Origin of the sequence: Labrys okinawensis (genome assembly GCF_047345005.1) — a bacterium.
Taxonomy (GTDB): Bacteria; Pseudomonadota; Alphaproteobacteria; order Rhizobiales; family Labraceae; genus Labrys; species Labrys okinawensis.
In genome coordinates, this window is record NZ_CP178864.1 from 1984104 (window position 1) to 2005379 (window position 21276).

Annotated in this window: 20 protein-coding genes and 2 pseudogenes; 19 read left to right on the top strand and 3 right to left on the bottom strand. The window is 61.2% G+C overall.

Annotated features, from left to right (window positions below):
* Positions 1-39 precede the first annotated feature (39 nt).
* The 18 genes and pseudogenes from ACMDCR_RS09425 (at position 40) to ACMDCR_RS09510 (ending at position 17397) form a co-directional block, all read left to right on the top strand.
* Positions 40-1131 (top strand): ABC transporter ATP-binding protein, encoded by a 1092-nt coding sequence (locus tag ACMDCR_RS09425; RefSeq protein WP_413992280.1) that lies wholly within the window; start codon positions 40-42, stop codon positions 1129-1131.
* A 79-nt stretch (positions 1132-1210) separates the two neighbouring features.
* The gene (locus ACMDCR_RS09430; RefSeq protein ID WP_413992281.1) at positions 1211-2263 is read left to right on the top strand and encodes an ABC transporter substrate-binding protein; all 1053 of its coding nucleotides are present in this window, start codon (positions 1211-1213) and stop codon (positions 2261-2263) included.
* Between the two features lie 102 nt (positions 2264-2365).
* A complete protein-coding gene (locus ACMDCR_RS09435; protein WP_413992282.1) occupies positions 2366-3688 on the top strand; it encodes an MmgE/PrpD family protein in 1323 nt (440 codons plus the stop codon).
* Positions 3689-3726: 38 nt separating this feature from the next.
* Positions 3727-4587: an SDR family NAD(P)-dependent oxidoreductase gene (locus tag ACMDCR_RS09440; protein WP_413992283.1), complete on the top strand. Its 861-nt coding sequence runs from the start codon at positions 3727-3729 to the stop codon at positions 4585-4587.
* 3 nt (positions 4588-4590) lie between these two features.
* Entirely contained in the window at positions 4591-5388 is a 798-nt protein-coding gene (locus tag ACMDCR_RS09445) for an SDR family NAD(P)-dependent oxidoreductase (RefSeq protein WP_413992284.1), read from the top strand.
* 97 nt (positions 5389-5485) lie between these two features.
* Positions 5486-6913 (top strand): amidase, encoded by a 1428-nt coding sequence (locus tag ACMDCR_RS09450; protein ID WP_413992285.1) that lies wholly within the window; start codon positions 5486-5488, stop codon positions 6911-6913.
* 306 nt (positions 6914-7219) lie between these two features.
* Positions 7220-7476: pseudogene (locus ACMDCR_RS09455) on the top strand (transposase); the annotation flags it as partial.
* Positions 7477-7771: 295 nt separating this feature from the next.
* Complete coding sequence (gene trbB / locus ACMDCR_RS09460; RefSeq protein ID WP_413992286.1) at positions 7772-8770, top strand: P-type conjugative transfer ATPase TrbB; 999 nt, start codon at positions 7772-7774, stop codon at positions 8768-8770.
* Positions 8767-9099, top strand: a complete 333-nt coding sequence (locus ACMDCR_RS09465) for a TrbC/VirB2 family protein (RefSeq protein WP_413992287.1) — start codon at positions 8767-8769, stop codon at positions 9097-9099. The genes trbB and ACMDCR_RS09465 overlap by 4 nt, the downstream gene beginning before the upstream one ends.
* Positions 9099-9374 carry a VirB3 family type IV secretion system protein gene (locus ACMDCR_RS09470; RefSeq protein WP_413992288.1) on the top strand — a complete coding sequence of 92 codons (276 nt, stop codon included), beginning with the start codon at positions 9099-9101 and terminating at the stop codon, positions 9372-9374. The genes ACMDCR_RS09465 and ACMDCR_RS09470 overlap by 1 nt, the downstream gene beginning before the upstream one ends.
* Before the next feature lie 7 nt (positions 9375-9381).
* Positions 9382-11819: pseudogene (gene trbE / locus ACMDCR_RS09475) on the top strand (conjugal transfer protein TrbE).
* Complete coding sequence (trbJ, locus tag ACMDCR_RS09480; protein ID WP_413992289.1) at positions 11816-12550, top strand: P-type conjugative transfer protein TrbJ; 735 nt, start codon at positions 11816-11818, stop codon at positions 12548-12550. The pseudogene trbE and the gene trbJ overlap by 4 nt, the downstream one beginning before the upstream one ends.
* Positions 12551-12561: 11 nt before the next feature.
* On the top strand, positions 12562-12867 hold the full coding sequence (gene trbK-alt / locus ACMDCR_RS09485; protein WP_413992290.1) for a putative entry exclusion protein TrbK-alt: 306 nt from the start codon (positions 12562-12564) through the stop codon (positions 12865-12867).
* Positions 12864-14177: a P-type conjugative transfer protein TrbL gene (gene trbL, locus ACMDCR_RS09490; protein ID WP_413992291.1), complete on the top strand. Its 1314-nt coding sequence runs from the start codon at positions 12864-12866 to the stop codon at positions 14175-14177. Before trbK-alt ends, trbL begins: the two co-directional genes overlap by 4 nt.
* A 4-nt stretch (positions 14178-14181) precedes the next feature.
* Positions 14182-14865 (top strand): conjugal transfer protein TrbF, encoded by a 684-nt coding sequence (gene trbF / locus ACMDCR_RS09495; RefSeq protein WP_413992292.1) that lies wholly within the window; start codon positions 14182-14184, stop codon positions 14863-14865.
* Positions 14862-15935 (top strand): P-type conjugative transfer protein TrbG, encoded by a 1074-nt coding sequence (trbG, locus tag ACMDCR_RS09500; RefSeq protein WP_413992293.1) that lies wholly within the window; start codon positions 14862-14864, stop codon positions 15933-15935. The genes trbF and trbG overlap by 4 nt, the downstream gene beginning before the upstream one ends.
* Positions 15932-17143 (top strand): TrbI/VirB10 family protein, encoded by a 1212-nt coding sequence (locus tag ACMDCR_RS09505; RefSeq protein ID WP_413992294.1) that lies wholly within the window; start codon positions 15932-15934, stop codon positions 17141-17143. The genes trbG and ACMDCR_RS09505 overlap by 4 nt, the downstream gene beginning before the upstream one ends.
* Positions 17140-17397, top strand: a complete 258-nt coding sequence (locus ACMDCR_RS09510; RefSeq protein WP_413992295.1) for a DUF2274 domain-containing protein — start codon at positions 17140-17142, stop codon at positions 17395-17397. Before ACMDCR_RS09505 ends, ACMDCR_RS09510 begins: the two co-directional genes overlap by 4 nt.
* Here the strand turns inward: ACMDCR_RS09510 and ACMDCR_RS09515 are convergent.
* Together ACMDCR_RS09515 and ACMDCR_RS09520 are read right to left on the bottom strand one after the other, a co-directional pair.
* Entirely contained in the window at positions 17361-17696 is a 336-nt protein-coding gene (locus ACMDCR_RS09515; protein ID WP_413992296.1) for a hypothetical protein, read from the bottom strand. The genes ACMDCR_RS09510 and ACMDCR_RS09515 overlap by 37 nt on opposite strands.
* Positions 17697-17723: 27 nt before the next feature.
* The gene (locus ACMDCR_RS09520; RefSeq protein ID WP_413993575.1) at positions 17724-18152 is read right to left on the bottom strand and encodes a LysR family transcriptional regulator substrate-binding protein; all 429 of its coding nucleotides are present in this window, start codon (positions 18150-18152) and stop codon (positions 17724-17726) included.
* A gap of 261 nt (positions 18153-18413) precedes the next feature.
* On the opposite strand from ACMDCR_RS09520, the gene ACMDCR_RS09525 reads away from it, so the two are divergent.
* Entirely contained in the window at positions 18414-18752 is a 339-nt protein-coding gene (locus tag ACMDCR_RS09525; protein ID WP_413992297.1) for a hypothetical protein, read from the top strand.
* 1146 nt (positions 18753-19898) lie between these two features.
* On the opposite strand, the gene ACMDCR_RS09530 is transcribed toward ACMDCR_RS09525, so the two are convergent.
* The gene (locus ACMDCR_RS09530) at positions 19899-21227 is read right to left on the bottom strand and encodes an IS4 family transposase (RefSeq protein WP_413992298.1); all 1329 of its coding nucleotides are present in this window, start codon (positions 21225-21227) and stop codon (positions 19899-19901) included.
* Positions 21228-21276: the final 49 nt, after the last annotated feature.

Here is a 21276-nt window from a genome sequence, read left to right on the forward strand (position 1 = left end):
GGCAGCGACCTGGCCAGATCGGAGCCTGGAAGTAGAAGCATGCGCGCCGATAATTCGATCAGTGCTGAGGCAATAACCCTGAAGGGGATCTCCAAAGCCTTTGGCTCGGTGACAGTCCTCAAGCCTACTGAGCTGACTGTCAAAAAATCTGAGTTTCTAACCTTGCTTGGCCCCTCCGGCTCCGGAAAGACAACCCTCCTGAACCTGATCGCCGGGGCTATTTCGCCTACCTCGGGCGAAATACTCCTGTCGGGCAGGAACATCACTCGTCTGCCGCCACGCGAAAGAGGCATCGGCATGGTGTTTCAGAACTATGCCCTTATGCCCCATATGACTGTCTTCGAGAACGTTGCCTATCCACTGCGCGCCAGGCGCGAGCCCTCTGGATCTATTCGGAGGAAAGTCCTGGATGCGCTGGATCGAGTTGGACTCAAGGGTTTTGACGATCGAAAGCCCCGGCAGCTTTCAGGTGGCCAGCAGCAGCGCGTCGGTATTGCCCGCTGCATCGTCTATTCGCCTGAGATCATCATGATGGACGAGCCGCTTGGCGCCCTCGACAAAAACCTTCGTGAGCAGATGCAGACTGAAATCAAACGTCTGCATCAGGAGTTGGGCACCACGATCATCTACGTGACGCATGATCAGGAAGAGGCGCTCAACATGTCTGACCGGATCTGCCTCATGAAGTCCGGCGAGATCGCTCAGCTGGGCACTCCGGATGAATTATACTTCAGTCCCAATAGCCGCTTTGTCGCAGAGTTCATCGGCGAATCTAATTTGCTCCGGGGCACGTGCATCGCGGCCGATAGGGTGTTGATCGAAGGGACCGGAGCTGTGCAGGTGCCGAGCTCAGAGCGGGCCCTCGCCTCGGACGTCCTGGTGATGGTTCGGCCGGAAAAGATGGAGGTCTCTGCTGCGCAGGCAGAAACCCCTACCGGTCACAACGTCCTTCACGGAACGATCGACGCGATTTCCTTCATCGGGGGCATGACTCGAATTGCGTTGAAAACGGAGCAAGGAGTTTCGGTCACAGCGAAGATCGTCTCCGGTCCCGCCCACACCCGCCCTGAGCTCGGATCCGCAGCCAAGCTTTTCTGGTCACCTGCCGAGTCTGTCTTGTTGGACGCTTAAGCGTCCAGCTCGGACCTGAAGTCGGCTTTGTCAAATGCGGCACGGTCATCGTCAACATAACAACGGGAAGGAGTGAACTATGTCGATATCGCACAATTTGTCGCGGCGGACGTTTCTTATCGGATCCTCGGCCGCTCTGCTCGCGCCAGCTGTGATCAACCGCGCCGGCGCGCAGTCCAAGGCGATCACCATTACTAGCTATGGCGGAACTTTTCAGGACGCGCTGGTAAGAACTGTCACCACACCTTTTACTGACGAGACGGGCATCAAAGTCAATCTGGTCCCGCTTCCAGATATTGCGAAGCTGAAAGCCCAAGCTCTCACCGGACGGGTTGATATCGATGTCGTCATGACCGTCGACGAAGATGCTGCGCTCGGATCCAAGCTCGGACTGTGGGACAAGGTCGACGTGGGCATGTTGAATGTCGCCGATATGGCCGTTCCCCCGCAGAAGGAATATGTGACGTCAAGCTCCTTCGTAGGGGGCATCGCCTGGGATCCTGCAAAGTATGGCGCTGATGCACATCCCAAGAACTTCGCGGAGTATTTTGACCTCAAGAAATTCCCGGGCCGTCGGACGCTTCCCAATCGACCAAATGAAACCTTGGAAGTAGCTCTGCTTGCCGACGGTGTTTCACCCAAAGGCATGTACCCGCTCGATCTGGATCGCGCGTTCAAGGTCCTGGATCGCGTGAAGTCCAGCATCGCATCCTGGGTGACCGCGACTCCCCAGACGATTTCGCTGCTGCAGACCCAGGAGGTCGACTTCAGCTACAGCTACGCCAATCGGGTCAAGGCCACCAACGCGCCGGGAGGCGGCAAACCACTTGCGTTCTCGTTCGAACAGAACCTACTCGGCACCGAGAAATTGATCATACCAAAGGGGGCGCCGAACAAGGAAGGCGGCATGAAGTACATCGAATATTTCTTGCGGCCTGAGGTCATGGCGCGCTTGTCCAACGCGGCCTTCATCGCTCCGAACTCCAAGAAGGCAATTTCGCTTCTCGATCCCGAACTCAAGAAGTGGACTCCGGATATCACCAACCCCAACAGCCTGTTCGTTGATGGCGCTTATTGGACCGACAATCTGGAGCCTATTTCGCGCCGATTCAAGGAATGGGTCATCGGCTGATTTGGATGCACGCTTGGGCGTCGCGATCGACGCCCAAGCTCACGCACGTAGTTGCGACGTTCATGTCGGGCAGACGTAGCTGAATTTATCGCGGGATTCATTATGGGTACGACAGCCGACATTGCGCAGTTCGTTCGAAAGACTACTTTTGATGAGTTTGATCCGAAGCTTGTTAAGCATGTGAAGAACGTTCTCCTTAGCGGCGTGGGAATGACGCTGGCTGGCGTGAACAGCGAAACCAGCAAGGCCGTTCTGAGCTATGTGAAAGAATGCGGCGCTCCGCAGGAAGTTGGTGTTATCGGCGCAAACTTCCGCACCTCCGTGGAATACGCGGCGGTGGCGAACGGGACGACCTCCCATACAACGGAGCTCGAAGATGATACCCGCGCTGAAAACATGTACAGCGTCGGCGTCTTTCCCGCGATGCTCGCATTGGGTGAGAAGCTGAAAATCTCGGGCAAGGAGCTGATTGAGGCGTTCGTCGTGGCCTGGGACGTTGCGTCAAAACTGGCCATCGCTTCGCAGGATATGATGGCCCGTGGATTGGCGCCTTGGTCTGCGGGATCCACGATCGGCGTGGCCGCTGGTGCAGCCAAGTTGCTCAAGCTCAGTGATCAGCAGATCGGTATGGCCGTTAGCATAGCGGCCTCACACGCGGCGGGCCTGTTCAAACAGGTCGGATCGGGGGCGCACCTTTACGAATCAGGCATGGCCGGGCGCAACGGCCTGGCTTCGGCTTTCCTGGCGAAGCATGGCCTGACCGGACAACTCGCCGCACTGGAATGCCCCCTGGGGTATCTTCATGGAGTGGCGGGAATTGCAAACCCTGATCTGAAGCTCGGGGCACCATTCAGGGCGCAGGATATCGAAATTAAGAAATATCCATGCTGCCTGTCCCAAATGCATCCTATCGATGCATTTGTCAGGCTAATCGAAGAGCACAGCCTTTCCGCTCACCAAGTCGCAGCCGTTCGGCTGGAGGCGCCACCTTCTTTTCAACTCGCCGCCGCGCTCTATCACCACCCAAGGAATGCGGATGAGGCGAAGTTCAGCTTGGCTCACAGTATCGCCAGCAGCTTCCTGGACAAAAGACCATGGCTGGACAGGTATACGACCGAGGGCGCTAACGGATCGGATGTGGCTGCCTTCCGCGACAGAATTGAGATCGTCTACCGAGAAGACCTCGCCGGCCAAGCGCTGCCAATCACCATCACGCTCAACGACGGGGCTCAGATTCACGTGGTGACGCGGAAGATTACCGAGCACATCGACGTCAGTGATGATGAGATCCTCGACAAATATCGCAAATGCGTCTCGGGCGTTTTTTCCGAGAGCCGAGGCGATCAGGTTGCCGAAATCCTTTTGTCTTTGGAGACAAACACCGACATCTCCGAACTCATGGCGAGTATCACTTACATCAATTAGCACTGCAGTGCCCATCCAAAGGCACGAAGGATTAAGAAATGGGGCGTTTGGACGGCAAAAGGGCTGTGATCACCGGTGGCTGCCAAGGCATCGGATTGTCCGCTGTGGAACTGTTCGTCGCGGAGGGCGCGAAAGTCGTAGTTGCAGACCTCCTTGCCCCGGAGGGAGAGGCCTTATGCGAGCGTCTCGGTCCCGCCTGTATGTTTAAGAAGACCGATGTTACGGACGAGGGTCAGGTCAAAAGCTTGATCGAATCGACCGCCAGACAATTCGGTCGCATCGATTGTCTGTTCAACAATGCTGGAATGCTCGGCCAAACCGGTGGCATTGAATCGATGCAGGTGGAACGATTTGACAGGGTAATGGCCTCCCACGTGCGGAGCGTCATGCTCGGCATGAAGCATGTTGCTCCCCACATGAAAAGGCAGGGATCCGGCAGCATTATCAACACGGGGAGCATTTCAGGCATCCAGGCCGTGTCTGCCTACATGGACTACTCCGCCGCCAAAGCGGCTGTCATTCACCTCACCAAGTGCGTGGCCATGGAACTCGGCGAATTTGGTGTGCGCGTGAATTCCGTTTCTCCTGGTCAGATCGCGACCGGAATGGGAAAGACGGGTCCGCAGGCCCTCCAAAAGGCCGCTCTCCTTCGAGAGTTCAACAAAACTCGTCAGCCGATACCGCGCTCCGGCCTGCCTGAGGATATCGCTTTCGCTGCGCTCTATCTTGCAAGCGATGAGTCCAGCTTTGTGAACGGCCACAACCTTGTTGTCGATGGCGGCATGATTGGCGGAGCCGGCTGGACCGAGCGTCAAAGAGCGGGCGCTGCACTTCAAAATGCCCTCAACTCGGTCCGGCCGGACTCGTCAAATCAACCTCTAATCAAAGTTGCAGAGTGAAGCATGGACCAGCGTTTGAAAGGCAAAGTCGCGATCGTTGCAGGAGCCGGATCCACCGGGGGGTACGGCCTTGGAAATGGCAAGGCGTCAGCGGTCGTTTATGCCCGCCATGGCGCCTCAGTCATGCTTGTTGATGTTAATCTGGAGGCCGCCGAAAAGACCCGCCAGATGATCGAGCAGGAGGGTGGCACCTGCTTTGCTTTTCAGGCCAACGTTAGCCAGCGCTCGGACTGCGAGGCGATGGTCAAAAAGTGTCTGGACGAATATGGGCAAATCGACATTCTTCATAACAACGTTGGTGTCGAGCCGAAGACATTTGGCGGAGTCCTCAACACCGACGACGATGAATGGGATCGCGTCATCAACGTCAACCTGAAGAGCATGTTCATCACCTCCAGCGCGGTCCTACCGTCGATGTTGGAACGTGGCAGCGGCGTGATTTTGAATATCTCTTCAGTCTCCGCCGAGAGGCTCTCACCAGGATTGTTCCTATATTGTGTCTCCAAGGCCGGAGTGAACATGCTTACCAAAGCAATGGCACTTGACTATGCCGATAAAGGCATCCGCGTGAATGCAATCATGCCGGGGCTCATGGATACGCCGATGGTCGAGAGGCACAAAGAATTCTATGGCGGCGATCTTGAGAAAATGCGCCAGCTTCGAAATGAGCGCGCCCCAATGAAGCGCATGGGAGAAGCTTGGGATGTCGCAAACGCTGCGCTGTTCTTAGTGTCTGAAGAAGCGAAGTACATCACCGGCCAAGTCCTTGCCGTTGATGGCGGATACCTTTGCAAGCCCTGACGTCGGCTGCTGCCTGCCACCGGATTCATCCTGTCGATGGGTTGGTCTAGAGGCGGCAGCCGTGCCTGGTAACCGATGTGCGGATGGTCTCGGGACAATGGAAGAGTACTCGAACTACGACGGCCTCGGTCTTGCAGAGCTCGTTCGCGGGAAAGACGTGAAACCGGAAGAACTGCTTGATGAGGCGATACGCAGAACTGAGAAGATCGACCCAGAAATCAATGCTGTAGTCATCAAGCACTATGACTTTGCCAGAGGGCAGATCTCGGAGGGTTTGCCGGAAGGCCCCTTCACCGGCGTCCCGTTCTTGCTGAAAGACATCACCACCCTGGCGGGGACGCGAACCACGTTTGGATCGAGCGCTTATAGTGAGTACGTGGCGGACCATAGCAGCACGATTGCCCGTCGCATACTGAACGCCGGCGTCACAATTTTTGGAAAGACCGCTGTCCCCGAGTTTGGCGCGCTGGGCACGACCGAATCCCGTCTGCACGGCCCAACGCGCAATCCATGGAATCTCGACTATTCAGCTGGTGGCTCTTCGGGCGGCACTGCTGCCGCAGTTGCTGCGCGCATCGTGCCGGTGGCGCACGCCAGTGACAGCGGCGGTTCCACTCGAATACCGGCCTCAATGTGCGGCCTGTTCGGACTCAAACCAACCAGAGCACGCACGCCGATCGGTCCCGATATCGGACTAGGGTGGGCCAGTTTGGTTGAATGCCCGCACGTAATCAGTGTGAGCGTGCGAGACAGTGCTGCAATGCTTGACGCGTTGTCTGGGCCGGAGCTCACCAGCCCTTTTCGAGCGCCCCCCGCGGAACGACCGTTTTTGGATGAAGTCGGTCGTAGCCCCGGCCGTTTGCGGATCGCCTTCACAACCAAGTCTCCTTATGGAGAGCACATCGACCCTGAAATTGCGAATGCGGTCCGCGAAGTGGCCTCGCTTTTGGAGCAGCTCGGTCATGATGTCGAGGAACGAGTGCCTTCTCTGCCTTTCGATCCGATGGAGGTCGGAGAGGTTATCAACGGGGCGAACTTGGTAGCATTGGCAGTGCGCTTTGCCGAAATGCGACTGGGTCGCCCAATGACCGACAGTGATCTCGAGCCGCTAACGCTCCTGCGCGCACGGAATGCCCAGATCGGAACTGCAATCGACTACGTGACCGCTGAACAATCAGTTTCTGAAATCTCTCGTTCCCTTGTCGAGTTCTTTACTACGTGCGAGGTGTTCTTATGTCCGACGCTTTGTGAGCCACCGATACGCATTGGAGAGCTTGATCCAATGATTCCTGATCTCGCGCGTATCCAGGCAGCACGCCGGCGCGTTTGGCCAATGCCAATTGTTTTCAATATGTCCGGTCAACCGTCAATGTCTGTTCCGCTCGCTTGGCACAAGTCAGGACTGCCGATGGGCATGATGTTCTCAGGCCGTTTTGGTGATGAGGCTACCCTGCTGCGGCTCGCCAGCCAGCTTGAGCAAGCGCGGCCGTGGAACTCCAAGATGCCGCCAAACTTTGCGGCGTAGCGGCTTGAGTTCAGAGTCCTGTATTTTCAATGTACAAATAGCGCCAACCGTAATGGCGAAGACAGGCGGAATCCTCCCCGCGCTCGACCCAGACGCCGCCAATCGGGGCGGTTTCGACATCAGTCTTCAGGCGGTTGCTCCTTATGACTTCCTGAACAGCGAGCTAGGAGACCTGTGCGCGGATAGGTTTCGACCTTGATTTTGTTTGATTTTTTATCGGTCTTGATCCGCCCCCAAAGAAACTGGACCGTTCTTGAGGTAGAGTTTTCCGCGGTCGATTCCCAAGGCTGGGAGGAGCGTAGGACGATGAAGGCAAGTTGGTTTTCGAAGGCCCAGAAGGCATTCATTCTCAAGCAGGGTGCTGATCGCGAGCCTGTGGGGAACATCTGCCGGCGGGTTGGGATCAGCCATGCGACCTATTCAACTGGAAGAAGAAATACGAGGGCCTGACACCGCCTGAGATGCGGTGCATGACTCTGCTCGAGGACGAAAACGCTAAGCGGCGCAAGCTGATTCCAGACCTGGCGTCGGACAAGCAGATGCCGCAGGACCTCATCTGCCGATTATTCTGAGGCTTGGTCTTACACGAAAACCTGTTGGCGTGATCTGCGCGGACTGAAACGTCTCGATCCGTAGGCCATGGGGTGCCCTGTGAGATGGCGCAAATTTCACGACCGGTACCTCTACAGAAAAGGGCAACGGGGACAAGTTGATTCTCGCCTCAGCAAGTCTTTTTTCTCCTCGCTACGCTGGGTTTCGACGGCAGTAAAAACCTTGTTGATCCGCCCCATTAATTGCCTTTTCTAATCATCCCCGTCGCCAATCGCATGCTGCGATCGGCCTTTGAAGGGGACGATCGTGGCGGTCACACCTCTCTATTCCGAAGCCTTCTCACGCGGCACCCGTATGCTTCGCACTGCGCTGGGTCCTGCGATTGCGACCTTCCTCGATGACCCTTCCATCGTCGAAGTCATGCTCAACCCCGACGGCCGACTTTGGATTGATCGGCTTTCGGGTGGCTTGGAGGATAGCCGGCTCATCATGTCGGCCGCCGATGGTGAGCGGATCGTGCGCCTGGTCGCCCACCATGTCGGCGCCGAGGTCCATGCCAGGGCTCCACGCATCTCGGCCGAGCTGCCCGAAACCGGAGAGCGGTTCGAAGGGCTTCTGCCGCCGGTGGTCGCGGCTCCGACTTTCGCGATCCGCAAGCCTGCCGTCGCGGTGTTCACGCTCGACGACTATGCCGCCGCCGGCGTCATGACCGTCGGGCAAGCCGCTGTGCTGCGCAATGCCGTCGCCGCGCGCAAAAACATCCTGGTCGCCGGCGGCACCTCGACCGGCAAGACGACGCTCACCAACGCGTTGCTTGCCGAGATCGCCGGCACCACCGACCGCGTGGTGCTGATCGAAGATACCCGCGAGCTGCAGTGCCGGGCGCCGAACCTCGTAGCGTTGCGCACCAAGGACGGCGTCGCATCGCTCTCCGATCTTGTCCGCTCGTCGCTCCGCCTGCGGCCTGACCGCATCCCAATTGGAGAGGTTCGTGGCGCAGAGGCGCTCGATCTGCTGAAGGCCTGGGGCACCGGTCATCCCGGTGGTATCGGCACGATCCATGCAGGCACAGCCCTCGGCGCCATCCGTCGGCTTGAGCAACTCATCCAGGAAGCCGTCATCACGGTTCCGCGCGCGCTGATCGCCGAGACCATCGATTGCGTCGCCGTGCTCTCCGGCCGTGGCGCCGAGCGCCGCCTTACCGAACTTGCCCTTGTCGCCGGGCTCGATCCCGCCACCGGCGACTATCGCGTCCTGTCCGCCGAGATGGGCGGCAAACCCAACCCAGCTGGAGAGCCGTTATGACTCGTATCCTTCCATCCCTTCGCCGCCAATTCGGCGATCTCGGTGCGATCGTCTTCGTCTCGCTGGCGTTCACGCCGGCGGCATATGCCTCCGGTTCGTCGATGCCCTGGGAGACCCCTCTCAACCAGATCCTGGAGTCCGTGCAGGGGCCGGTCGCCAAGATCATTTCGGTCATCATCATCACCGTGACCGGCCTGACACTGGCCTTCGGTGACACGTCAGGCGGCTTCCGTCGGCTGATCCAGATCGTCTTCGGCCTTTCGATCGCCTTCGCTGCATCGAGCTTTTTCCTGTCGTTCTTCTCATTCTCGGGCGGAGCATTGATCTGATGGCCGCGCTTAGCGATCCGGACGTTCCGGGCTTTTTCGCACCGGTTCATCGGGCACTCACCGACCCGATCCTGATGGGCGGTGCGCCGCGGGCGGTAGCAATCGCGAATGGAACGCTCGCCGCCGCCATTGCGCTCGGCCTGCGCCTTTGGATTCCAGGCGCGCTGATCTGGGCCGTCGGCCACACCGCCGCCGTCTGGGCGGCAAAGCGTGATCCGCTTTTCGTCGACGTGGTGCGCCGGCATCTGCGCTACCCGACCTATCTCGGCGTGTGAGGGTCTGATGCTGAACCTCACCGAATATCGCAATCGTCCCGCCGGCCTCGCCGATTTCCTACCCTGGGCGGCGCTGGTCGAGCAGGGCGTTATCCTCAACAAGGACGGCTCCTTCCAACGCACGGCCCGTTTCCGCGGCCCTGACCTCGATAGTGCTACGCCGGCCGAGTTGGTCGGCGTCACCGCACGCCTCAACAACGCGCTGCGCCGCCTCGGCTCGGGATGGGCGATCTTCGTCGAGGCGCAGCGCGTCGCGGCACAGACCTATCCGTACAGCAGCTTTCCTGATGCGGCGTCGGCGCTGGTCGACCTTGAACGACAGGATGCGTTCGAAGAAGCGGCACACATTTCGAGAGCCGCTATTTCCTTACGTTTGTCTGGCTGCCGCCAGCCGAGGACACCTCGCGCATCGAGGGCTGGCTCTATGAAGGTCGGGCGCACACCGGCGTCGATCCCTGGGAGCTGCTGCGCGGCTTCGTCGATCGCACCAACCGGGTGTTGCAACTGGTCGAAGGCTTCATGCCCGAGGTCGGCTGGCTCGATGACAGCGAGACGTTGACCTACCTGCATTCCACCGTCTCGACCCGCCAGCAGCGTGTTCGTGTTCCCGAGACGCCGATGCATCTCGACGCACTGCTCGCCGACGAGCCGCTGTCCGGCGGGCTGGAGCCGCGGCTTGGGTCCCATCACCTTCGCACGCTGACCGTCGTCGGTTTCCCGACCGCAACGCATCCCGGCATCCTCGACGAGCTGAACCGGCTCGCCTTTCCATACCGCTGGTCGACCCGCGCCATCCTCCTCGACAAGACCGAGGCAGTTCGTCTGCTCACCAAGATCAGGCGCCAGTGGTTCGCCAAGCGCAAGTCCGTCGCCGCGATCGTGAAGGAGGTGATGACAAACGAAGCCTCGACGCTGGTGGATTCCGACGCCGCCAACAGGGCGGTCGATGCCGACCTGGCGTTACAGGAGCTCGGCTCCGATGATGTCGGCCAGGCCTATATCACCGCCACCGTCACGGTGTGGGACGAGGATGCCGGTATCGCGGCCGAGAAGTCGCGCCTTGTGGAGAAGGTCATCCAGGGCCGCGACTTCACCTGCATGCTCGAGGGGGTGAACGCCCTCGAAGCGTGGCTCGGTTCATTGCCGGGGCATGCTTACGCCAACGTCCGCCAGCCGCCGGTCTCGACGCTCAATCTCGCCCACATGATCCCGCTCTCGGCGGTCTGGGCAGGCCCAGCGCGCGACGAGCATTTCCTGAGCTCCCCGCTCTTCCTGGGCAAGACCGAGGGATCGACGCCATTCCGTTTCTCGCTGCATGTCGGCGATGTCGGTCACACCCTGATCGTGGGGCCGACCGGCGCCGGCAAGTCCGTGCTGCTTTCGCTGATGGCGATGCAGTTCCGGCGCTATCGGCACAACCAGATCTTCGCCTTCGACTTCGGCGGCTCGATCAGGACCGCAGCGCTCGCCATGGGTGGCGATTGGCATGATCTCGGCGGCAGCCTGTCGGCCGGATCGCAGGACAGCGTTTCGCTCCAGCCGCTCGCGCGTATTGATGACGCGACCGAGCGGGCCTGGGCGGCCGAATGGGTGGCGGCAATCCTCTCCAAGGAAGGCGTCACGATCGACCCGACCGTCAAGGAGCATATCTGGTCGGCGCTGACCTCGCTGGCGTCTTCGCCCGTCAATGAACGCACGATCACCGGCCTGGCGGTGCTGCTGCAATCGACCGCGCTGAAGCAAGCGTTGCAACCCTATTGCGTTGGTGGTCCCTACGGCCGGCTGCTTGATGCCGAGGCCGAGCCTCTGGGGTCGGCATCGGTGCAGGCCTTCGAGACCGAGGGCTTGATAGGCGCGGGCGCCGCGCCCGCCGTGCTGACCTATCTCTTTCACCGCATCGAGGGCCGGCTCGACGGCCGCCCGACCTTGCTGATCATCGATGAGGGCTGGCTTGTCCTCGACGATCCGGCCTTCGCCCAGCAGTTGCGCGAATGGCTGAAGACGCTGCGCAAGAAGAACGCCTCCGTCGTCTTCGCCACGCAGTCGCTTTCCGACATAGACGGCAGCTCGATCGCGCCGGCTATTGTCGAGAGTTGTCCGACCCGTGTCTTCCTGCCGAACGAGCGTGCGATCGAGCCGCAGATCACATCCATCTATCGCCGCTTCGGCCTGAACGATCGGCAGATCGAGATCCTAGCGCGAGCGACCCCGAAGCGGGACTACTACTGCCAGTCCCGGCGTGGCAACCGCCTGTTTGAGTTGGGGCTCGGCCCGGTCGCGCTCGCCTTCTGCGCCGCGTCCTCCAAGGCCGACCATGCTGCGATCGAGCGTGTAGTCGCCGAGCATGGTCGCGAAGCCTTTACGTCGGCCTGGCTCGCCGACCGCGAATTGCTCTGGGCCGCTGACCTCATCCCCGACCTCGCCAATCTGGAGACATCCCTATGATCAAACTCCGCCATCTCGCGGCAGTGAGCACCGTTGCCCTCTCGCTCGCGCTCGCCGTTCCGCCGGCTCACGCCATCATTGTGTTCGACCCCACGAACTACGTGCAGAACGTGCTCACGGCGGCGCGCGAGCTACAGCAGATCAACAATCAGATTCAGATGCTGACGAACCAGGCGCAAAGCCTGGTCAATCAGGCACGCAACCTTGCCAATTTGCCGATGTCGACGCTGACCCAGCTTCAGTCGTCGATCGCCCAGACGCAATCCTTGCTCAGCCAGGCGCAGAATATCGCCTTTAACGTCCAGCAAATCCAGACGGCCTATTCCAGCAGCTATGGTGCCGCGCCGACAAACGGATCGAATGCCTCGTTGTTCGCCGCGGCGCAGACGCGCTGGCAAAACTCGGTGGGAGCGTTCGAGGACAGCCTGAAGGTGCAAGCGGGTGCCGTCGGCAACATCGGCAGCAACAGTTCCGCCATGTCGTCGCTGGTGACCGCCAGCCAGTCGGCGACCGGCGCTCTACAAGCCGCCCAGGCCGGCAATCAGCTCATGGCGCTGCAATCGCAGCAGCTTTCTGACCTGGTGGCGCTGCTCGCTGCCAAAGGTCGGGCCGATGCGCTGGAACAAGCGCGGGAGGCGGCGACGGAATCGCAGGGCCAGCAGCAGTACAAGATCTTCTCGACGCGCTCCGGCTACGTGCCCGGCAACGTCACCATGTTCCACGGCAACTGAGGTTTTGGACGATGGGGCGGTCGGACATTTTCCGCGCGTTGGCGATCGTTGTCCTTATCGGCGTCTTCATCGCAACGCTGACCGTGATCAACCGACATCCAGCCACGTCGATCGACCGAGACCCTCACACGACGTCTTCGCCCGACGATCTCTCGGCCGAGCTACGTCGGTGCAGTGGGCTCGGCCAACAGGATGCCGAAGACCCGCATTGCCAGGGGGTGTGGCAGGAGAACCGCCGCCGCTTCTTCGGCAGGCCGGCGCGGCCGTTGCCGCCAGCCTCTGCGCCGGCCAACGCCAAATCGGGAGAGGCACGATGAACAATGTCGGCGTTATCGACACGTTCCTCAACACCTTCACCACCTACATCGATTCCGGCTTTGGGTTGATCAAGGGCGATGTCACCTATCTGTCCTCGACCCTGATCGTCATCGACATCACGCTGGCGGGCCTGTTATGGGCCAGGGGCGCCGACGAGGATGTGCTGCAGCGCCTGGTGAAGAAGACCCTCTATATCGGTTTCTTCGCCTTCATCATCACCAACTTCAACAACCTCTCCGCCATCGTCTTCAACAGCTTCGCCGGGCTCGGCTTGAAAGCCGGTGGCTCCTCGATCTCGACCGCTGACTTCCTGCGGCCCGGCCGCCTCGCCCAGGTCGGGCTCGATGCCGGCCAGCCGTTGCTCGATGCCGCGAACCAGATGGTGGGGCCGGTCGCGATCTTCACCAACGCCATCCAGATCGCCGTGCTCATGGTATCGTGGATCTTGATCCTGATCGCCTTCTTCATCCTGGCGGTCCAGCTCTTCGTCACCTTGATCGAGTTCAAGCTGACGACGCTCGCCGGCTTCATCCTCATCCCCTTCGCGCTCTTCAACAAGACGGCGTTCCTGGCCGAGAAGGTGCTCGGTAATATCGTGGCGTCCGGCGTCAAGGTCATGGTGCTTGCCGTCGTCGTCGGCATCGGTACCGGGCTCTTCTCGCAGTTCACCCAAACCTATGCCGGCGGACAGCCGACGATCGAGCAGGCGCTGTCCGTGGTGCTGGCTGCTCTCGCCTTGCTTGGTCTCGGCATTTTCGGTCCCGGCATTGCCACCGGTCTTGTCTCCGGCGCGCCGCAACTTGGCGCGGGTGCCGCCGCCGGCACCGGCCTCGCGGTTGCAGGTGCGGCCATGGCTGCTGCCGCCGGAACGGGCCTTGCTGCTAGAGGCGGTGCCGCGGTCTTGTCTGGCGGAGCCGCTGCCGCGCGTGGGGCGTCCTTTGGTGCTGGCGCGGCCTCGTCCGCCTATAGCCTCGGCTCGGCTGGACAGCCGGGCGCGGCAGGCGTCGCCTCCGGTCTTGGTGGCGTCGGCCGTGCCGCTGGCGGTGCTGCGACAGCGCCGTTCAGGCGTGCTGTCACGCGCGCAGCCGGCAGCCTGAAGGAAAGCTATCAGTCCGGCGCGCAGGCCGTTGCCGGTTCGGCGGGCGGCTCCGCAACTCCAGACTCGGGTGTTGCCGGCCCTTCCAATCCTTCGTCACCGCCAGCCTGGGCGCAGCGCATGAAGCGCGGCGCCTCGACCGCCGCCGACGCCATCAAATCGGGGGATTCCCGTGGCGGCGGCCATTCCGTCGATCTGTCCGAAAGGCAATAGCCCCATGTTCCGTCGATCCACGGTGCGCTATGGACGCACCCCCGAACCCGAAACCCCCTACCAGAAAGCCGCCCAGGCCTGGGACGAGCGCATCGGCTCGGCGCGGGTGCAGGCGAAGAACTGGCGGCTGATGGCCTTCGGGTCGCTCGCGCTGTCGATGGGGCTCGCCGGTGGCCTGGTGTGGCAATCGACGCATGGCACAGCGATCCCATGGGTGGTGCAGGTCGACAAGCTCGGCGAAGCGCAGGCGGTCGCCCCCGCAGCGGCCGACTACACGCCATCCGATCCGCAGATTGCCTGGTATCTCGCCCGTTTCGTCGAGATGGTCCGCTCGCTGCCGGCCGATGCCATCATCGTGCGCCAGAACTGGCTGCAGGCCTATGACTTCACGACGACGGCGGGAGCAACTGCACTGAACGACTACGCCCGTGCCAACGATCCGTTCGGCAAGCTCGGCAAGCAGCAGATCGCCCTCGACGTCTCCAGCGTCATCCGCGCCTCGCCCGATTCCTTCCGCGTTGCCTGGGTCGAGCGCCGCTATCAGGACGGCGCGCTTGCCGACACCACCCGCTGGACCGCCATCCTCACCGTCGCGATCCAGCCGCCCACCGATGCCGACCGGCTGCGCAAGAACCCGCTCGGCATCTACGTCAACGCCATCAATTGGTCGAAGGAGCTGGGACAATGACCCCGCCGATTTCCTTAGATGCCGGCGGTCCGGCTTTCCGCATCTCCGCAAATCGGAAGAGCCGCAAAGGAGGTCTTGCGGGTTTCCGTAGAGCAGGATTAGCGGCACTGCTGATGTCCGTCACCGCGCTCGGCGGTTGCGCGCACAATTTCATTCCGCCCGACATCAACTATGATGAAGCGGCGCCGGCTAAGCTCTCGGCCGAGCCCCCGGCGCCGATCAGGATCGTCGAGCTGCCGCGCCCGCTGCCCTTGCCCGGTCAGTTGAAGCCGCTGCCGAGTGGTAAACCGTTGCCGGAGGCTCGTGATCCGCATGTCCGCGTCAACCAGGCCAACGCCGCCGCGCGCGTCCAGCCTGTACGTGCCGGCTTCATCAACGCCGTGCAGGTCTATCCCTTTTCCAGCGGCGCCCTTTTTCAGGTCTACACCGCGCCCGGTCAGATCACGGACATCGCGCTGCAGGACAGCGAGCAACTCGTTGGCTCCGGACCGGTCGCCGCCGGCGACACAGTGCGCTGGATCGTCGGCGACACCGAAAGCGGCGCAGGTCCGACGAAGAAGGTCCACATCCTGGTCAAGCCGACACGGCCGGAACTCGTGACGAACCTGATCATCAACACCGATCGGCGGACCTATCTCCTCGAGCTGCGCTCGACGGAGAAGACCTACATGGCCTCGGTCTCCTGGCAATATCCGGAAGACCAGCTGATCGCGCTCCGGCGCCAGAACCAGCAGGCTGAGACCGCGGCACCGATCGCCGCCGGCGTTGATCTCGCCGCCGTCAACTTCCGCTATGCGATCCAGGGCGACAATCCAGCCTGGCGGCCGCTGCGCGCCTTCGATGACGGACAGAAGGTCTATATCGAATTCCCGTCAGGCATTCGTCAGGGCGAGATGCCGCCGCTCTTCATCATCGGTCCCGCCGGCGGCTCCGAACTGGTGAACTACCGGGTCAACCGCAACTACTACATCGTCGATCGGCTGTTTGCCGCCGCGGAGTTGCGCCTTGGTGACAAGGACAGTGAGCGGCGCGTGCGCATCGTCCGCACTGACGGCAGGCCGCGGTCATGACGGACGAGCCGAACGAGGAGAGGGACGAGACGCCGACACCGGTTGTGCCTCCGGACCTGCGGCTCCGCGGCAGGCAGCCGCGCGTCACGCGCCTGTCGCGCCGGGTTCTAGTCGTCCTGGCCGGTGTCGCGGCGCTCGCCATCGCGGGGGCGCTCGGCTATGGGCTCCAGACCCGAAACAGGTCGGGGACAGGTCAGGAGTTGCTCTCGACCGAGAACCGTCCTTCGGCCGACGGCCTGGCTGGCCTGCCGAAGGACTATACCGGCCTGCCGCGCCAGGCACCGCCGTTGGGACCGCCGCTGCCCGGCGATCTCGGCCGGCCGATCCTCAACGCCGGGGCGGCCCCCAACACGGTCGTGACGGCGACCACGCCCGATCCCGAGGTCCAGCGTCTGGCCCAAGAAAAGGAAGCCGCGCGTGTCAGCCGACTCTTCGCTCAAACCACCCAGCAACCTCAGGGCGTTGCTCCCGTGGCGCAACCCTTCATCGCTGGAACGGACACGGCCGCGAATTCCACGCCGCCAGTCGATGCCGGCTCCGCCCAGAATATGCAGGATCGTAAAACGGCGTTCCTGAATGCGGCGATTGACAAGCGCACGGTCAGCCCCGACCAGCTCCAGGCCAAGGCCTCGCCCTATGTCGTGCAGGCCGGCACCGTCATTCCGGCCGCCCTTATCACCGGCATCCGGTCCGACCTGCCGGGCCAGATCACAGCGCAGGTGACGGAGGCCGTCTATGATTCACCGACCGGCAAGTACCTGCTCATTCCGCAGGGCGCAAAACTGATCGGACAGTATGACAGCTCCGTCGCCTTCGGGCAGTCGCGCGTGCTGTTGGTCTGGACCCGCCTCATTATGCCGAACGGCACCTCGATCGTGCTGGAACGCGAACCGGGTGCCGACACCGGCGGCTATGCTGGGCTCGAGGACGAGGTCGACAATCATTGGGGTATGCTGTTCAAGGCGGCCGTGCTCTCGACGCTGCTCAGCGTCGGCGCCGAAGCCGGCACCAGCCAGGATGAGAACAATCTGGTGCAAGCCATCCGCTCGGGGGCCTCCAACTCGATCAGCCAGACCGGCCAGCAGATCGTGCAACGCCAGCTCAATATCCAGCCGACCCTCACGATCCGGCCGGGCTTCCCAGTCCGGGTTGTCGTCTCGCGCGACCTGGCATTGGCGCCTTACGGTCAAGAAGGAAATTCGCCATGACGAAACTGAAGCTTGGACCGCTCGCCGACGACAAGCCGATTAAGCTGACAGTCGCGATTCCGGCGGCGGTGTTTCGGGACCTGCAGAGCTATGCCGAGGTGCTCGGCCGAACGAGCGGGCAGGGGGCTTCAGATCCCGCGAAGCTGATCGTGCCTATGATCCAGCGCTTCATGGCCACCGATAGAGGCTTCGTGAAGGCCCGCCGCGCAGGGTCGGCTCAAGCCGCGCCGGGATCCACCGAAAGATCAGGATAGCGCTCGCGAAGAAGGTCGAGAAAGAACGGGAGGGACGGGTTGCGGTTGGCCTCCCGCCAATACGCGCGAAAGGTGAGCCGCGTCGGCCCGTTGGCGTCATGCACCTCTCGAAAAATCACACCCGGATAGGATGCCCCGGTTGCACCCTCCAGCGCCAGCAGGATGCCACGACTGAGTCCGACAAGCGTCAAGAACCGATCGAGCCCCATGTCATGGCGGATAACACGACTGGGCTCCGAACAGTCCAGCTTGCTGAGCACAAGCTTTAGAAATTCGGGGCCGGGACCACGCTGCGGCATAAGCAGCGTTTCATTCGTCAGTTCGGCCTAATGAACCAGGTCGCGGCCAATCAGCGGATGGCTCTCCGGGATGGCGGCGACAACACGCTCGGTCCAGACCGGGAGCGACTTGTCAGTCCACCTCGGATTTTCTTCCGTTACGAAGGCGATATCGATTGCCGAACCGGTGAGCGCGGAAATCAGATGATCGCTCGACCCGTCGACCATGTGCAGCTCGATGTCGGGAAAACGGCGCCAGTGCTCCATCAGGATCGCCCGAAAGTTGCCTGCTGAAAGAGACGTGTGAATGCCAACAGCCAGTTGAGCACTTTGCCCCCGTGAATGCGCGGTTATGGTCGCCGCCGTTCTCCAGGTTAGCCGCGGGAGGGCAACAGTCGTCGCAGGAGCGTCCGCACCTAGCCACCTTGAACGATGCAGGAACGCGGAACGTCTCGCAAAACTTGGCAGCGATTTGATCCTAGTGAGCCAGCCGTACGAGAACGTTCGTCAGTATGTGAAGGAACTGCAAGAGGTGGCCGCCGCTGCGGCTCTGCCGTTGATGGTGCAGGACTGGGATGCAAACGGAACTGGCGTACCGCTCGCTTCTCTCCTGGAGGCTTAGGGGCTATCCCGCAATTCCGATCACTTAAAGTAGAGACTGCCGACGCCGGGCCAAAGTACACCGCTCTTAAGAAAGCCTCCGAAGGCAAGATGCATGTGTCCGGCGGGTGGACCGTCATGCAACTGATCGAGGCCTTGGACCGGGGCGTCGACGCTTTCATGCCGACCTCGCTTCATCGCATTTACGTAGGCATCTACAAACTGTATCAGGCTGGCGATCGGGACGGGGCTACAAAGCTGTTCAGGCGAGCTTTGCCGATCCTCGCATTTTCCAACCAACACCTTGAGCACTCGATTCACTTCTTCAAGCGGCTTCTGTGGAAGCAAGGCGTTTATCCGACGCCCAGGCTGCGCGCGCCCGTCTTCGTTTTTGATAGTCATCACGAACGCATGGCCGATGAGTTTATCGCGTTGGCCCTCGGGCTCGATGACGAATTGAAGGAACAGCACTCCTAGGGGCAGCGGTACGGGAAAAAAGCCTCCCAAGACCTGCGGGTCACGACTGGACCCAGTGCAATTGCACTGGGTCTTTTTTCGTGTGCGCCCAGCATGGGCGCACTCTTGCGGGTGCAAGTCCCGCCGTAAGCTGGTCACAGCGAGCGAAGAGAAGCGCAACTGCGAGAGGGTGACCGAGCGTGGGGAGGAAGCGTGGATCGAAGCTGCGGGCCGATGAACAAGAACCGGATAGAAGGCGGTGCCGACAGGGCGAGCGGGCACGTTTCCGCGAAGCTCTTGTGACCAAAGGTCGGTGACGTAAATCCGGCGGTCGTGCAGTGAAGGAGTGCGTTCTTACCTGGGGAGATCTCGCCTCATGCCTGAAAGGGCGACGGTGCAAGCCGGAGCGAGAAGTCAGCAGAGGCCATAGTAGGGAGCGGACAACCGTGAACGAAGGGCCAAACGAGGAGGAGAGTGCGTGACCTCTACCTCTCGGGCAGGCACGGCATCAGAAGTCGGATGGACATCCGAGCGCGTTAACCAGGGACGAGGTGAAGCCGAATCTCTGTTATCGAGTGATGAAGCCTGAACGGCGGGGTGAAGGACGAACGGCTCGGGGATAACCTCAACTCCTCGAACCGCCCGGTGCGGACCCGCATGCCGGGTGGTGTGGGAGGGGACGGCTCAGGGGAACCTGGCCGCCCCTATCCCGATAGTTGGTCGGCTAGGGAGCGCATAACGATGATCGACCAAAACCATGATCTGCAGCTGGAAGGTCTTCAAGAACGCCTCGGACATGCCGTTGGACTGGGAGACTTTTCACTGGACTGGGAGACTTTTCACCGGCGTGAATCAGGGGCCGAGGGCCAGCGCAGTGGCGAAGCCTCGGGCTCCTTGGCCGTGTGGAGCTGTCGTTGTGGGAGAGATGCTCGTCTGGATGAAGCGGCTTGCACGAGGGCGAAGCGCCGCACCCTTTGTCTCGCCCTGCTCGAGAGACACCGCTCGCTGAAGGAGAAAGGCCCGCAGCGAAAGGCCTGCCCCTACGCGGTGGAGCGGGCGAAGGGACTAGCACCCTCGGCCCCAACCTTGGCACCAAGGAAATGGCGCGCCGTCGCGGGTGATGATGAGAACTATGTCTACTCTATAACCCTCTAAGACCCACCCCTTTCAAGGTGTTTTCTTTTGTCGGCTGGGGGGGAGTCTAGCGGTTGCGACGTGAGCGCGGGCTTTTTCGGCCTCGACATATTCCTTGGGCTTTTGGAGTTTTGGCCCGCGTTTGCTGGCGGCGATCTGCGCCGGTCTTATATTGCGCGCCAACTCCAGGAGCTTTTCGGCCAGACGCTGAGGGTGGTCCGGGACGAACTGGCCCCATTGTTCGGGCGGAACGGCGATGAGCATGCCTTCATACCCGCTCTTGATGCTTTGGGTCAGATGATATGCGGAGACCTCGAACTGCGGCTGCACAGGCCGTATGGCGCATTCTATCGCTCGTTCCAGCAAGGCCACGACATTGTAGGCCAGCAGCGCCACGGCAAAGCCAAGCAAGGCCGCGCGTGGATGCCCCAGACTTCTGATCTCGCTGTGCAGAGCCGATTCGAGGCGATGGAACATATGCTCGATACGCCAGCGCCGGCGATACAAGGACGCGATTGTCGCCGCCTCAACCTCGGCGGGCAGGTTGCTCCAGATCGCCAATTGCGTCTCACCGACCTCGGTCGGCGTATCCAACGTAATCTCGATGCGACGCCACCTCGCTGGCTCGGGCTGCGTATCGTGCAGGTTCAGCACCTTGATGGTCTGTTCGCGCACAGTGCCTGTCTCGATATGCGAGGGGTCACTCCAAGCCCCTTGCTCGATCAGGCGGGGATGCGTGCTGTGCTCACGGATGATGAAGCAGGCCCACGCCTGATGCAGGCCGAGCATCACGGGCAGAGAGCAGAAATTGCGATCCGCGATCCAGACTTGGCCGGCCTGGGCGCTGGCCACCAGAGGCAGCACGCCAATGCGCTCACTCTCATAGGCGTCCTCGCAGGCCACCATGTCGCAGACAAGACCCGTGTCCGGATCATAGACAACCAGACTGTGGCCCGGCAGCGCCGCACCAGCATGGTCCCGCAGGACCGTAAGGCGTTTGTCGCTGCCAGGAAGATGATTGCCATCCACAATCCGAAGCGCCCAGCCAGGCAACACCGCAGAACAGTCCATGGATCGCACCACTGGCATCAGCCGCTGGCCGCTCCCTGTGACCAAGCCACGCAAGATCGCCGGTTCCGTCCGACGAAGTTTGTCATACAAGGCCGCCAGCGAGACCGGTAGATTGTCCATCTGCTTCACTGCCGCATGAAGGGAAGGACGAAGCCCAAGGGCCACAAGGCTCATCAACTCCACGATGGTCGAGAACAACAGTTCGCGCATATATTGGCGCTCACGGTGTGCCTCGAACACTTCATCAACCCAGCTCGACGGCAAGACCTGCTCCAGCGTCAGACGTGCCATAACGCTCGCTGGCGCATGCCGCTCAAATCGCTCCAACACTGCTTGCCAC